Source organism: Arthrobacter sp. FW306-04-A, assembly GCF_044358315.1.
Lineage (GTDB): Bacteria > Actinomycetota > Actinomycetes > Actinomycetales > Micrococcaceae > Arthrobacter.
This window is the reverse complement of record NZ_CP084559.1, coordinates 2,653,721-2,666,960: the sequence shown is the minus strand read 5'-3', so window position 1 is coordinate 2,666,960 and position 13,240 is coordinate 2,653,721. Positions and strand designations below refer to the sequence as shown.

Sequence of the window (13,240 nt, the reverse complement as noted above, 5' to 3'; positions counted from 1 at the left end):
CTACAGGAAATGAAGGAATGCGGTTGCGCAGGGTCTGCAATCAGCCGCGAATATCGTCAAAAAGCACGGTGGAGATGTAACGTTCGCCGAAGTCGGGGACAATCGCCACGATGAGCTTGTCCTTGTTCTCCGGGCGCTTGGCGAGCTCCAGGGCACCCCAGACGGCTGCGCCGGCCGAGATGCCGCCGAGGATGCCTTCCTTGGTGCCGAGGGCGCGTGCGGTGGCTACGGAGTCCTCCAGGGTCGCGTCGAGAACCTCGTCGTAGACATTGGTGTCCAGGATTTCCGGAATGAAGTTCGCGCCAAGTCCCTGGATCTTGTGCGGGCCGGGAGCTCCGCCGTTAAGGATGGGGGAGTCCTTCGGCTCGACGGCCACGATCTGGATCTCCGGCTTGCGCTCCTTCAGGACCTGCCCGACGCCGGTGATGGTACCGCCGGTGCCGACGCCGCCGACGAAGATGTCCACTCCGCCGTCGGTGTCTGCCCAGATTTCCTCCGCCGTAGTGGTGCGGTGAATCTCCGGGTTTGCCTCGTTGGCGAACTGCTGGGCCCAGACGGAGTTCTCCGTATTGGCCACGATCTCCTGCGCCTTTTCGACCGCGCCGCGCATACCTTCCGAGCCCGGGGTCAGGACGATCTCAGCACCGTAGGCGCGCAGCATGACGCGGCGCTCGGTGGACATGGTTTCCGGCATTGTGAGGATGACCTTGTAGCCGCGTGCCGCGCCGACCAAAGCCAGCGCGATACCCGTGTTGCCAGAGGTTCCCTCCACGATGGTGCCGCCCGGCTTCAGCGCACCGGATTTCTCGGCAGCGTCGACGATGGCGACCCCGATCCGGTCCTTGACGCTATTGGCGGGGTTGTAGAACTCCAGCTTCACGGCAACCGTGGCTTCCAGGCCTTCGGTGAGCCGGTTCAAGCGGACCAAGGGGGTTCCGCCGATCAGCTGGGTGACGTCGTCGTAGATCCGTGCCATGTAATCATGCCTATTCTCTGGATTCGCTGAAATAGCTACTGCTGAGGTCAGCCTAACGAGCGGTGTTACACGCTGCTACGCGCGGAGCCACGAAGAGTAATATTTCCGGGCCTTGGCGAGCTTGGGGTTGATGATCACTTGGCAATAGCCCTGCTCCGGGAACTTGGCGTAGTAATCCTGGTGGATGGACTCGGCCTCATAGAATTCCGGCAGCCTGCTGACCTCGGTCACAATGGGCTTGGACCACAGTTCCTGGTTCCGAAGGATGGCTTCTTCGAAAAGGATCTTCTCTTCCGTGGTGGTGTAAAACATCGAGGAACGGTACTGGGTCCCGACGTCGTAGCCTTGGCGGTTGAGCGTGGTGGGATCGTGCAGGGCAAAGAACATGTCCAGGATGACCTCCGCCGGGATAACGGCCTCATCGAAAGTCACTGCGACAACCTCTGCGTGGCCCGTCATACCGGAGCAGACATCGTAGTAGTCGGGGTTGCGGATGTGCCCTCCCGTGTATCCGGAAACCACGGAACTGACGCCTTTGGTTTTCTGGTAGACAGCATCGAGGCACCAGAAGCAGCCTCCGCCAAGTACAAAAGTTTTCATGATCTCTTCAATGGCCGGGAGTCCTGGATGATTCCCGCACAACCTTACGGGAGTGTGACGGCCTGGACCCCGCCACCGGCAGCTATCTCAGGTAGTTCGGTTGCCGCAAGCGCGTCATGGCCACCGAATGCGCAAGAATGTAGTGCATGGAAGCTGTGAACACCGCGGTTGCAGATACAGGATCCGGGGAAGAGCCGGAAGACGGTTCATCCGGAACTTCAGGAACCAGTACCCCCACGCTTGGTCAGGTCTTGCTGGCTGTCGAGGAGCTCTGGCCGGAGTCCCTCGCCGAGGACTGGGACGAAGTGGGCCTGGTGGTCGGGCGGCCGACTGCCACCGTCACCAAGGTCTTGTTCGCCGTGGATCCCACCCTCGCCGCCATTGACGAAGCCATTGAATGGGGTGCCGAGCTACTCGTCACGCACCATCCTTTGCTGCTCAAGGGCGTCACCTCGGTGGCTGCCACGAGCGCCAAGGGCCTCGCCGTCCACCGGCTCATCGAGTCAGGTACGGGCCTGCTGACCGTGCACACCAACGGAGATTCCGCAGTCGGAGGTGTTTCGGATGTTCTCGCAGACGCGTTCGGACTGGACAATGTTGTCCCGCTGGCCCCTGCTGCCCACGGCCTCCCGGAAGAGGGCATTGGCCGGGTCGGGGATCTTCCGGAACTCATGACCCTCGGCGATTTTGCTGCACGCGTGTTTGAGATTCTGCCCTCGGTAGCCGGGGGAGTGCGTGTAGCCGGGGACAAGGACGGACTGGTGCGGCGTGTTGCTGTGTGTGGCGGCGCCGGCGACAGTCTGTTCGATGCCGTCCGGGCGAGCCAAGCGGACATCTACGTCACTGCGGATATGCGCCACCACCCGGCGTCGGAAGCGCGCGAAGCTGCTGTTGACGGCAGGCCGTACCTTATTGACGTATCCCATTTCGCGAGCGAGTGGCTATGGCTGCCCGCCGCGGCCGAGGCACTCGGTAACGTGCTCGCGGACCAAGGTCACGACGTCGAGATCCGGGTCGCTTCCACCAATAGCGATCCCTGGGACTTCATTCTGACTCCCGGCTAAGCCCGGCGTGCGAGCTCCGTTCCAGGGCCCACTCCGGCGAGGGACCCACACCGAGTGCAGCGAGGTTTGGGTCCCGGTGGGGATGTAGCGAGGCGGGGGAGCACGCTAGGCGCTAGAGTCGAGACAAACAGGCCCGAGAGCCTGGCCGGGAATGGATGTCCTCCCCGGCACGATCAAGCGGAGGTAAGCGTGGCCAAGGCAGCACCGGCGGAACAGTTGAAATTGCTCGAACTGCAGGGGTTGGACGCGAAGCTCAAATCCTTGGCCAACCGCCGCCGCACTCTGGAGAGCGACCCCCGGATCACCGATCTTCAGGACGCCCTCAGCGTGGCCAACGGGGCACTGGGGACGGCGAAGCTCGCCGTCCACGACGCCGAAGCCGAGCTGAAGCGGGCGGAGACCGACGTCGAGCAGGTCGCTGGCCGCATCGAGCGGGACGAAGCCAGGCTGAACAGCGGCACCGGTCTCTCCAAGGATCTCGTTGCGTTGCAGAGCGACATCGCATCACTGAACAAGCGCCGCTCCGACCTTGAGGACGTCGAACTGGAAATCCTCGAACGCCTGGACGGGCTGAGGGAGCGCCAAGTCGCCCAACAGCAGATAGTTGATGACATCCAAGGCTCCTTCTCCGGAATCCGTGCCGAGCTTGACGCCGCGATTGCCGGGATCGTCGCCGAGGAGACGGACGTGCGCGCGCAGCGTTCCGGTTTCGCCGAAGGGCTCGACGCCGGGATGCTGGCTATCTACGAAAAGACCCTCGCCAAGCGCGGAGTGGGGGCCGCGAGGCTGTTCCACGGCAAGTCCGAAGGGTCAGGGATGACGCTCAGCCCCGGCGATCTTGCCGAGGTCAAAGCGGCCGCCGAGGATGAGATTGTCTTCTGCCCCGATTCCGGCTGCATCCTGGTGCGTTCCGCGGAATGGAACTAAAGGGTTTCCCTGCCTGAGCTTGCGAAGGCTGGGGGCGGTGGGGACTAGTTGGGCAAGATGATGCTGAGGGTGTGCGGCTTGCGCGACGTGCCTTCCGCCAACTCCGCCGTCCAGATTTCCGAGGCGGCCTTGAGCAGCTGTTCGGGAGTTGCCGGAGCCTTGCCTCGACGGCTCAGCAGATGCCGGGCCAGTTCGCCGCGGGTGTGCTTGGCGAAGTGGCTGACGACGGTGCGCTTGCCGTTGGTCTCGGAAAAGACGTTGACGGAGACGGTTTGGGCCGAGGGCGGAGCCCACGCCGCCGCGTAGGTGCTGGAGCGGCAGTCCACCAGCAGCTCGCCCTCCACGCGCGAGGCAAGGGCCTGCGTGAGCTGCGGCTTCCAGAATGAGGCGAGGCGTCCGACGTCGGGCAATGCGGTTCCCATGGACAAGCGGTAGGCGGGCACGCGGTCGCCGAAGCCAATGGCGCCCCACAGGGCGGACACCACGAGGACCGACTCCGCCGCTTTGCGACGCTGGGCAGGCGTCAGAGTCTTGTACCCAAGAGCGTCGTAGAGAACTCCTGAATACACCTGGTGGGCAGGCGCGGCCGGTTCTGCGTGCAACCGGGTATTGCGTTCGACGTCGTCCTTCAACGACGCGCCCACGCCCAACAGGGCGAGGGCGTCCTCATGCGCGCTGACCAAGCCCAGGGCGTCGAGCACTTTGGCCCTGTAGCTGTTGAGTTCCGGAAAACTCAGGGACTCCCATTCGACGGCGGGGCCCGTGGCAGCGGGGGTCTTGCCTTCGGAAGGCGGCAGGAGAATCAGCACTTGTCGATATTAGCGGTAATGCCGGCGGCACCCGTCGGGTCAGTCCGGCAGTGCCGTCTGGAAATGCGTGCGGCCCGTCGCCGGTAGACTGTAGGGCGGATGGGTTGACTAGGCGGCCGCGCGCCACGTGAGTGGCTCGAGGAACGTCCGGGCTCCACAGGGCAGGGTGGTGGGTAACGCCCACTCGGGGTAACCCGCAGGCCAGTGCCACAGAGAACAGACCGCCGGCAGCTGTTTGTGCCTGCACAAGCCGCTAGCAGGTAAGGGTGAAACGGTGGTGTAAGAGACCACCAGCTCCCTGGGTGACCAGGGAGGCTAGGTAAACCCCACCCGGAGCAAGGCCAGACAGGGCACGATCGAGGGCTGCTCGCCCGAGTGTCCGGGTAGGCCGCTGGAGGGCGTCGGCAACGGCGTTCGTAGATGGATGGCCGCCACTCTTTCGCCGGCAACGGCGGGGGAGGACAGAACCCGGCGTATCGGTCAACCCATCCACTCAGCCTGTGTGAGTGAATTCACGCGTCCCGGCTGCAAAACCCTCCCGTGCCAGACCTTAGAATGGACACTGAACGTAGAAGTTCCACCGCCGGTTCTGCGTTCGCAGCCGGCGGTTTTTCTTTGCGACGTTCGAGGCGTCCGGGCAGACCGAAGTCCCGCCGATGCCAGTGCCGCAGGATTACTCCGGGCGGCCGCCATCTATGTACGAGGACGTATGTAGCTGACCCTAGGAAGGTAGTTCTGTGAGCCAGTCATCAGATTCTTGTCTTGATACGTGGATGGGCCGCGAAGCGCTGGCCGAGGCCATGATTCCGGTGATCGGCCGGCTGTACCGTGAGAACAACGTGGTCACGAGCATTCACGGGCGCAGCTTGATCAACAAGTCGTCGATGAACATCCTGAAAGCCCACCGTTTTGCGCGCCGGATGAGCAAGGACGAGCTCCTGCTTGAGGAAACCGCGCCGCTGCTGAACACCCTTGCGGAGCTTGAACTGGGAGCCGCTGCGATCGACATCGCCCGCCTGAACGAGAAGTACAAGGCCGAGGCCCCGGGCACGCCGCTGGAGGACTTCCTCCGCGCCGAACTCGCCGAGGTTGTAGGACGCCGCGGCGCGGACGACCGCACAAGCACCGACGTCGTCCTCTACGGATTCGGCCGCATCGGCCGGCTCCTGGCCCGCCTCCTGATCGAGAAGGCAGGCGGCGGCCACGGACTGCGCCTGCGCGCCATCGTTGTCCGCAAGGGCGCCGAGAATGACCTCGTCAAGCGCGCCAGCCTGTTGCGGCGCGACTCCGTGCATGGTTCCTTCGAAGGCACAATCCGCGTGGACGAGGCAGCAAACACCATCACGGCCAACGGCGTCCAGGTCCAGGTCATCTACTCGGACAACCCATCCACGGTTGACTACACGGCGTACGGCATCAAGGATGCCCTGGTGGTCGACAACACGGGCCGCTGGCGCGACGCCGAAGGCCTCTCCCAGCACCTGCAGAGCAAGGGCGTCGCGCGCGTCCTGCTCACGGCCCCGGGCAAGGGCGATCTCAAGAACATCGTCCACGGCATCAACCACTCCTCCATCGAGGACACGGACAAGATCGTCACCGCAGCCTCCTGTACCACGAACGCCATAACTCCGGTGCTGAAGGCACTCAACGACAAGTTCGGCGTCGTCCACGGCCATGTGGAAACCGTTCACTCGTTCACGAACGACCAGAACCTGATCGACAACTTCCACAAGGGCGATCGCCGCGGACGCTCGGCCGCACTCAATATGGTCATCACCGAAACCGGCGCGGCCAAGGCAGTGGCAAAGGCCCTTCCGGAACTGCAGGGCAAGCTGACGGGCAACGCGATCCGCGTTCCCACCCCGGATGTTTCGATGGCCATCCTGAACCTGAACCTGGAAAAGGGAACCACGAAGGACGAGGTCAACAACTACCTCCGCGAGATGTCCCTGCACTCTGAGCTGCGAAAGCAGATCGACTTCATCGACTCTCCCGAGGTTGTCTCCACGGATTTCGTCGGCTCGCGGCGGGCGGGCATCGTGGACGGTCTGGCCACCATCGCCAACGACAAGAACCTCGTGGTGTACGTCTGGTACGACAACGAATTCGGCTACTCCTGCCAGGTGGTGCGCGTCATGGAAGAAATGGCCGGCGTGAACCCGCCGTCATTCCCGGCACGCAGCGTCGCCGTTGAGGTGGAGCCCAACACTTCCTTGGAGCCTGCCGGCGTCTAGCAGGTTCTGCCAAGGCCAGGAAAGACACACAGGGGTTTCCCGGCTGATGCGCTGGTATCAGCCGGGAAACCTGACCAGAATGGACGCATGGAACGCGAAAAGATTCTGGAACATGAAACAACCCTGGAACACGCACTGGACGTAGCGCGCGCCAACTTCAAAGAAGCCCAGCGCCTGCTCGACGAAGCCAAGGCAGCATACGCAGCGGGAGATATCGCCGAGGACCGCGTCGTCCAACTGGAGTCACTTCTTCAGCTCGCAGCCGAAGACCTGAAACGGGTTACCAGGGAGCAATAACCGGCTGCGCTGTGACTATTCCGAGACAGTGACTTGTCCTCCACACTGTGGATATCGGGCCGGTTGTCGGTGCCCTGACCTAGTCTCAAGGGACGCATTCATCCTCGAAAGGATCCGATCCCTTGAGCACCACTTGGGCTGCGTATCGACGTGCCCGCCGCCAGTCCCGTCAAGCCTGGGTGTTGCTGATTGTCTTGATCGCGGGTGCCCTTGGCGGTGTTGCATGGTTTTTCACCGATGGCCAGTTCGGCGTCGCTGAAGCCCCGGGCAATGGACCCACGGAAGCGCCCGTCTTCGACTCCGCCTGGATGAAGCCGGTGGAACCCGTACAGCCAGTCCCCGCTGATTCAGCCGTCGATGCCCTGGAGACGCTGTCCGTGAAGGGGCGTGCCGTCAAAGACAACTACGACCGCAATGAATTCGGCCAAGCGTGGCTTGACGTCGACCGGAACGGTTGCGATACCCGGAACGACATCCTGAGGCGGGATCTTACGGCTGTGGAGTTCAGCGCAGGCTCCAAATGCAGGATTGCGTCTGGAGAGCTCCGCGAGCCCTACGTCGGGCAGGACATCCATTTCCGCAGGGGATCCGAAAGCAGCGCAGCCGTGCAGATTGACCACGTGGTGGCTCTAGGCGATGCCTGGCAGAAGGGTGCCCAACAGCTCACTGCGAAGCAACGTCAAAGCCTCGCCAATGATCCCCTCAACCTCATTGCTGTCGACGGCGCCGCCAACGTGAAGAAAAGCGCCAGCGACGCCGCAAGCTGGCTACCCGCGAACAGGGGCTTTCGTTGCCATTACGTGGCCCGGCAGATCTCCGTGAAGGCCGCGTACCAGCTCTGGGTCACCCAAGCCGAGAAAGACGCCATGAAGCGCGTCCTGGACTCGTGCCCGGGCCAGCAGACCATCAGGGCTAGGTAGCGGCGGTATGGTTCCCGGGCGACGGAGGAAGCATCAAGTGCCCGTGGCCAAGTTGCCAGACCCCGCCGTCGTCGATCCTTTCCAGCACCACGCGCTGAAGCGATGTCTCGCGGGGCAGCCCGGCGAGGTTTTTCATGTCCCGGTGCCGGAAGGTGAAGTAGACGGCATCGCTCGGGGCGTCCGAACAGCGGTCCAATGAGAACCGGCGGGCAAATGCGGCGATGTTGCTGTCCGGCAGTTTGCGGGCAAGATAGGGGTCCAGCATCCAGGAGTCGCAGCTCGCAACGGCAACCGCTTTGTCCGCGAAGTAGCGGTCAAAGAACTCCCTGGCGTGGTTGAAACTCGCGTCCACGAGGGCTGGGGAGAGGCCTCCATCCTCGGGAATGTGAACGCCTAGCATCCAATGATCGTTTGCATCGGAGTGATCTGCTGTGTTGCCGCGGACAAGGTGGAACTGCAAGCGGCCGATCCGGAAGATGTTTCCCGCCATGTGCAGTGTCAGCCAGGCCCACGTGTCCAGGCCGAAGCGTCCATGAACCCGTCGGTTGATGCGAAGGTTCAGTCCCACATCGGCGAGGATCGCGGCCGATGATTCCGGCGGGATGCCGAGGGAAAGGTGATGACCGTTGACCGCCGGCGCAAAGCGCAGGAGCGCCTCGATCCAGTCCGTTTCCGTGGATCCCTCCGCCGAGGCGGACTCTGTGGGAAAGGTGCCCAAGCGGGCCTCCAGGACGGCAAGAGCCCGTCGCGTTCCTTTTCCGGGGGGTGACGCGAGCATCGCGGCGCAAGCCAAGGTGTCCTCGCCGTGGATGTCGAGGAGCCTGAACAATTCGTCCTGCGCGATGCCTCTCATCAGTCAGTGCCCGAAGGGATCCGGATCGACGCCCGGCATCCAGGTCAAGCCGGGGACTCCCCAGCCGTTCTTCTTGGCCTGCTTCAGGGCCTTCCTGGCATAACGGTCGACGAGGCGATTCACATAAAGCTTGCCGTCGAGGTGGTCGAATTCGTGCTGCATAACCCTGGCGAACCAACCTGTCGCCACGAAATCCACCGGTTTGCCGTAGCCGTCGAACCCTTGGACCCGGGCCCACTCGGCCCTCTGCAGGGGGTAATGCTCCCCGGGGAAAGACAAGCAGCCTTCTACGTCTTCCTCGGGATCCGGGAGGGCGCCGGGGATCTTGGAGAGGGTGAGAACCGGGTTCACCAGGACGCCTTCGTCTGGTGCGTCGTCGTCATTGGCGTATTTGAAGATGAAGATCCGTTTGCCGACTCCCACCTGGGGTGCGGCCAGTCCGACGCCGTTGGCGGCTTTGTTCGTCTCGAACATGTCGGCAATCAATGTGCGCAGTTCGTCGTCGAACGCTTCGACCTCGCTCGCCCGGCGGTGGAGCACGGGCTCGCCCCAGATGGTGACTGGCAGGACGGTCATGTCAGGTGTTCCTCTGGTTCTCGGGTCTGGAAGACTGGATGGCCTGAATCGGCCCGGACAAAGCAAAGGCCGCACTGGATAACCAGTACGGCCTTTGGCTCCGATCGGCAAACTACACCGATCTCATGAGGGTGAGCGACGGGGGTTGAACCCGCGACCTCCTGGACCACAACCAGGCGCTCTGCCAACTGAGCTACGCCCACCATGCGCCTTTGACCGCTTTCGGAATGACCCGTCAGCTGCGAAGGCAACGACAAAAACTATACCCCGTCTTCGGGGGTGGTTTTGCCACTTTTGACCCTTTGGGTGAAATTTCCCTAAAAGGTGCCGTAGATCACGTAGTTGTCGGCGTCTCCGGGCCGCCAGTGACCTGCTTGGAAATCCGCTGTGCCGTTGCTGTATCAGGTCCGGGCGCCGGGACGAAGACTGCTTCGCGGTAGTAACGCAGCTCGTCGATGGAGTCCCTGATGTCTCCGAGCGCGCGGTGACCACCATGTTTGGCGGGGGACTGGAAATAGGCGCGGGGGAACCAGCGGCGCGAGAGTTCCTTGATGGTGCTGACGTCGATGACCCGATAATGAAGGTGTTCAACGATGTTGGGCATATCGCGCGCGAGGAACACGCGGTCTGTTCCGACCGAGTTGCCACCGAGCGGTGCCTTCTTGGGGTCCGGCACCCACTTCTCGATGTACTCAAGGACGATCGCTTCGGCCTCGGCCATGGTCTTGCCATGGGGGAGTTCGTCCAGGAGCTTTGAACGGGTATGCATGTCGCGGACGAAGTCGTTCATCTGCTCGAGAGCGGCGTCTTCGGGTTTGATGACGACGTCCACGCCATCACCCAGGATGTTGAGGTCCGAATCGGTGACCAAGGCCGCTACCTCGATCAGGGCGTCGTTTTCAATGTCAAGACCGGTCATCTCGCAGTCGATCCAGACGATGCGTTCATTAGTAATAGGCACGCGCCCAGCCTACCGTTCGGCCGCACGGGAAGCGTGGCGGGGCGCTCGATTCCGCGTTTGAGGCGTACTCCGGCTGGTAAACTGGGCCGTTGTCGAGCGGTTATTGCCTGCCTCGATGAGCTGGACCAATGTACGTAGGGACTGGAATATCATGACGGCAGGCGGATCGGGCGTGGGCACCTCAAACAGCCGGGATGAGGCAAAGGAACCAGCCATGCCGTCTGAGACGATCACCGCGGGTCTCCGTTCCCCGAACAGTGCGCATAAGGGTGTCGGTTCCGCCAGCCAGGCCAAAGCCTATGTGGCCATCTGGGAGGGTTTCTTCGGATCCCTCATGATCTTCGCCGGTTCGATCGGCGCCGGCTGGATCGCCAACGGATCCCCCATGTTCAGGCACCCGGTTGTCATCGCCCTGCGCACGGAAGGCTGGGGCGTTACGACCTCCACCATATTGCTGACAGCCGGGGCCATGCTCTTGGTCAGATCCTGGTTGCGGCTAGGGCAAAGGCTCAAGGACTGGGGGCCAGGCTCGCTCAGATCGGTGGTCGTGGCGGTCGCGGCTTGGGCCGCACCAATGATGTTCGCCGTGCCCATCTATTCGCGGGACGTGTACGCCTACACCGGCCAAGGCAGGCTGGTTTTGGAGGGGCAAAACCCCTACACCGCCGGTATTTCCTCGCTCAGCAACTGGTTTTCCCTCGGTGCCGACCCGGCATGGGCTGAAGCCAAGACCCCCTATGGGCCATATTTCCTGTGGCTTGCGAGGTGGGTGGTTGGAATCACCGACGCCCAGCCCGATTTTTCCGTCTTGCTCTTTCGCGTTTTGGCGACGGCAGGAGTGCTGCTGTGCGTGGTGTACGTTCCCAAGTTGGCCGAGCTTCACGGGATAAATCCGGGCCGTGCGCTGTGGATCGCTGTGGCGAATCCGCTCTTCCTCATCAGCTTCGTAGCCAGCGCCCATAACGATGCCTTGATGGTCGGGCTGGCGGTGGCAGGGATGTACTTTGCCGCCACCGGCCGCCATATCACCGGTCTATTACTTGTCACGGCTTCCATCGGAATCAAGCCGATCACGGTGCTTCTCCTGCCTTTCATCGGCCTCATGTGGGCTGGCCCGGCCGCGAGCTGGACCCGGAAGTTCCTGTTCTGGGGCGCGACGGCGGCCATAAGCTTCGGTGTGCTGGGCGTGAGCGGAATCCCCTACAACCTTGGTTTCGGCTGGGTCTGGGCCATCCTCGATCCCACCCCCGGCTACACCGGATATTCGCCCTCCGGTTTCCTGGGCCAGCAGCTCGAGGTGACCGCGAACCTCCTAGGCCTGCCAGGGCCGGCTGTGGCCACGGGGCTCCGTACCCTCATGAAGTGGGTCGGAATGGCTCTGGTGGTGGTCCTGATGTTCCGAGGCGACTATTCGCGGCTGGTGCGGCGCGCGGCCCTGGCGTTTGCCGCCGTCGTCATGCTTTCCCCCATCATCCAGCCGTGGTACATCCTGTGGTTTATCCCGCTGCTCGCGGTCACAGGCATCAGGGACGACTGGCAGATCAAGTCGCTCTACGTCGCCATCACCTTCTTCGTGGCCTTCGGCGCGCAGGACCAGATTTCGGTGCTGTCCTTTGTGGAGATGAACGTCAAGGTGTCTTCCCTCGCCTTCGTAGTGGCGGTGGGATTCACGATCTACTTGATGGTCCTCGACGTGCACACCCGCAGACTGCTCATCCAGTCCACTCCGATGGAACTCCTCCGCAGGCTCGAGCGAAGGCTCAGGCGCCCCTAACAGCGGTGGTTGCGCCGGACTTGCGGCCAAGCTCGAAGGATCGCTGTACAGACCACCACAGCAGGACTACCAGAAGCACATTACGCGCGGTGAGAACTGCCGCCATCACAGGGTTGGCGTGAATGAGCGGAGTGTAGAACAGCGGGTAGATCACAAAAGTCGTCATGGCGATGCCCATGAGAAGGGTGGCAGGAACTCGCCACCGGTTCCAGTCGTGGGTCAGGCCGGCTACAACCACCGGAGCCAGCCAGATGATGAATTGCGGCGAGCCTACCTTGTTGAACACGATGAACGCGGTGGTCATCATGAGGGCCCCCTCAAGAAACAGCTCTTCCGGTTCGGCTCCGCGCCGACGTGCCCAAACCAACAGGGCTGAGCCTGCGACGGCGGCGAGCACCAGGAGAGGCTGCATCATGAATGCCGCTATATTCGCGCCCGGTCCGTACACTTCCGTGGAATTGATGGCGACGTTGTCGGCGATTTTGGAGCCGCCGATGTTGAGCACGCTCAGCCAGACCCAGGGAGTTGAGAACGTGGCTTCCAATTGCATGCCGCGCTCACCTTGGTTGGTGAGGAAGTCAAGGATGTGCGGAAGCCCGCCTGAAAGGTAAGTACCCAACGCGACTGCCGCCGTTACGGCGGCGCCGCAGGCGATGATCTGCAGCCTGCGGCCACTCGCGATGACGATAGGCACCAGGACGGCGGCCGGCCAGACCTTGATCCAGGTGGCAATGCTGAGAAGGATCCCCGCTGCGACGGGACGCGTTGCTGCGTACAGCAGGGCTACCAGCACGATGGGCGCGGTGATGCCCTCCACCCTGGCAAAGCTGAGGTAACCCATGAAGGCGGTGAAGAACAGCCACCACCAAGCGGGGGCAATGCCGGTGGTCCGGCGCGGCCCGCGGGTCAGGATGAACAATCCGGCGGCGTTGAGCACGGTGATGATCAACGTCCACACCAGCAAGTACGGGCCCGGGCCCGCGATGTTGGCCAGGAAGATCGGAATCTGGGCGAGCACTGGGTAGACCCAAGGGCTGATCGTGCCGTTGAGATCCGCGGGGTTGTAACCGTTCATTGCCCACTGGCGGTACTGCTCAGTGTCGCTGAAGGTATTCCCGGAGATGAAAAAGCTTGCCATCCAGCCGAGGAAGTACAGATGGACGGCGGCGAAACCCCACCACACGCTGGAAGGACGGCTGAACCATGCGACTGCGGCAGGCGGCATGGCAGCGTTGCGGACGCGGGCCAA

13 protein-coding genes, 1 tRNA gene and 1 other RNA gene are annotated in these 13,240 nt (G+C 62.7%); 7 read left to right on the top strand and 8 right to left on the bottom strand.

The annotated features are described in order from the left end of the window. Positions 1-40: 40 nt before the first annotated feature. Both cysK and msrA read right to left on the bottom strand, forming a co-directional pair. Entirely contained in the window at positions 41-976 is a 936-nt protein-coding gene (gene cysK, locus LFT43_RS12220; protein WP_265979905.1) for a cysteine synthase A, read from the bottom strand. 75 nt (positions 977-1,051) lie between these two features. After that, on the bottom strand, positions 1,052-1,576 hold the full coding sequence (gene msrA / locus LFT43_RS12215; protein ID WP_395797118.1) for a peptide-methionine (S)-S-oxide reductase MsrA: 525 nt from the start codon (positions 1,574-1,576) through the stop codon (positions 1,052-1,054). 146 nt (positions 1,577-1,722) lie between these two features. On the opposite strand from msrA, the gene LFT43_RS12210 reads away from it, so the two are divergent. Both LFT43_RS12210 and LFT43_RS12205 read left to right on the top strand, forming a co-directional pair. Beyond that, entirely contained in the window at positions 1,723-2,640 is a 918-nt protein-coding gene (locus LFT43_RS12210) for a Nif3-like dinuclear metal center hexameric protein (protein ID WP_395797116.1), read from the top strand. A gap of 189 nt (positions 2,641-2,829) precedes the next feature. Then, the gene (locus tag LFT43_RS12205; RefSeq protein WP_395797114.1) at positions 2,830-3,567 is read left to right on the top strand and encodes a zinc ribbon domain-containing protein; all 738 of its coding nucleotides are present in this window, start codon (positions 2,830-2,832) and stop codon (positions 3,565-3,567) included. 44 nt (positions 3,568-3,611) lie between these two features. On the opposite strand, the gene LFT43_RS12200 is transcribed toward LFT43_RS12205, so the two are convergent. Then, positions 3,612-4,376: a YaaA family protein gene (locus tag LFT43_RS12200; RefSeq protein ID WP_395797112.1), complete on the bottom strand. Its 765-nt coding sequence runs from the start codon at positions 4,374-4,376 to the stop codon at positions 3,612-3,614. 100 nt (positions 4,377-4,476) lie between these two features. Between LFT43_RS12200 and rnpB the strand changes: the two genes are divergently transcribed. From rnpB to LFT43_RS12180, 4 genes are all read left to right on the top strand, one after another. Continuing rightward, positions 4,477-4,868, top strand: an RNA gene (rnpB, locus tag LFT43_RS12195) — RNase P RNA component class A. A 281-nt stretch (positions 4,869-5,149) separates the two neighbouring features. Continuing rightward, the gene (locus LFT43_RS12190; protein WP_395803049.1) at positions 5,150-6,610 is read left to right on the top strand and encodes a glyceraldehyde-3-phosphate dehydrogenase; all 1,461 of its coding nucleotides are present in this window, start codon (positions 5,150-5,152) and stop codon (positions 6,608-6,610) included. 87 nt (positions 6,611-6,697) lie between these two features. Further along, the gene (locus LFT43_RS12185; protein ID WP_395797110.1) at positions 6,698-6,907 is read left to right on the top strand and encodes a hypothetical protein; all 210 of its coding nucleotides are present in this window, start codon (positions 6,698-6,700) and stop codon (positions 6,905-6,907) included. 122 nt (positions 6,908-7,029) lie between these two features. After that, positions 7,030-7,827, top strand: coding sequence for an HNH endonuclease family protein (locus tag LFT43_RS12180; protein WP_395797108.1), 798 nt, complete (start codon positions 7,030-7,032; stop codon positions 7,825-7,827). Here the strand turns inward: LFT43_RS12180 and LFT43_RS12175 are convergent. The 4 genes from LFT43_RS12175 to orn form a co-directional block, all read right to left on the bottom strand. Continuing rightward, a complete protein-coding gene (locus tag LFT43_RS12175; protein ID WP_395797106.1) occupies positions 7,820-8,680 on the bottom strand; it encodes an acyltransferase domain-containing protein in 861 nt (286 codons plus the stop codon). The genes LFT43_RS12180 and LFT43_RS12175 overlap by 8 nt on opposite strands. Before the next feature lie 3 nt (positions 8,681-8,683). After that, positions 8,684-9,256: a peptide deformylase gene (gene def, locus LFT43_RS12170; RefSeq protein ID WP_395797104.1), complete on the bottom strand. Its 573-nt coding sequence runs from the start codon at positions 9,254-9,256 to the stop codon at positions 8,684-8,686. A 130-nt stretch (positions 9,257-9,386) separates the two neighbouring features. Beyond that, positions 9,387-9,459: transfer RNA gene (locus LFT43_RS12165), tRNA-His, on the bottom strand. A gap of 131 nt (positions 9,460-9,590) precedes the next feature. Next, positions 9,591-10,217, bottom strand: a complete 627-nt coding sequence (orn, locus tag LFT43_RS12160) for an oligoribonuclease (RefSeq protein WP_395797102.1) — start codon at positions 10,215-10,217, stop codon at positions 9,591-9,593. 214 nt (positions 10,218-10,431) lie between these two features. On the opposite strand from orn, the gene mptB reads away from it, so the two are divergent. After that, positions 10,432-11,991, top strand: coding sequence for a polyprenol phosphomannose-dependent alpha 1,6 mannosyltransferase MptB (mptB, locus tag LFT43_RS12155; RefSeq protein ID WP_395797100.1), 1,560 nt, complete (start codon positions 10,432-10,434; stop codon positions 11,989-11,991). Here the strand turns inward: mptB and LFT43_RS12150 are convergent. Continuing rightward, entirely contained in the window at positions 11,978-13,216 is a 1,239-nt protein-coding gene (locus tag LFT43_RS12150) for a glycosyltransferase 87 family protein (protein ID WP_395803047.1), read from the bottom strand. The two genes, mptB and LFT43_RS12150, sit on opposite strands and share 14 nt — an antisense overlap. Positions 13,217-13,240 lie beyond the last annotated feature (24 nt).

Excerpts from the sequence above, each read along its gene's own strand:
- mptB (WP_395797100.1), top strand. The coding sequence starts at position 10,432 with ATGCCGTCTGAGACGATCACCGCGGGTCTCCGTTCCCCGAACAGTGCG.
- LFT43_RS12210 (WP_395797116.1), top strand. The coding sequence starts at position 1,723 with ATGGAAGCTGTGAACACCGCGGTTGCAGATACAGGATCCGGGGAAGAG.
- msrA (WP_395797118.1), bottom strand. The coding sequence starts at position 1,576 with ATGAAAACTTTTGTACTTGGCGGAGGCTGCTTCTGGTGCCTCGATGCT.
- cysK (WP_265979905.1), bottom strand. The coding sequence starts at position 976 with ATGGCACGGATCTACGACGACGTCACCCAGCTGATCGGCGGAACCCCC.
- def (WP_395797104.1), bottom strand. The coding sequence starts at position 9,256 with ATGACCGTCCTGCCAGTCACCATCTGGGGCGAGCCCGTGCTCCACCGC.
- LFT43_RS12175 (WP_395797106.1), bottom strand. The coding sequence starts at position 8,680 with ATGAGAGGCATCGCGCAGGACGAATTGTTCAGGCTCCTCGACATCCAC.
- LFT43_RS12190 (WP_395803049.1), top strand. The coding sequence starts at position 5,150 with ATGGGCCGCGAAGCGCTGGCCGAGGCCATGATTCCGGTGATCGGCCGG.
- LFT43_RS12185 (WP_395797110.1), top strand. The coding sequence starts at position 6,698 with ATGGAACGCGAAAAGATTCTGGAACATGAAACAACCCTGGAACACGCA.
- LFT43_RS12150 (WP_395803047.1), bottom strand. The coding sequence starts at position 13,216 with ATGCCGCCTGCCGCAGTCGCATGGTTCAGCCGTCCTTCCAGCGTGTGG.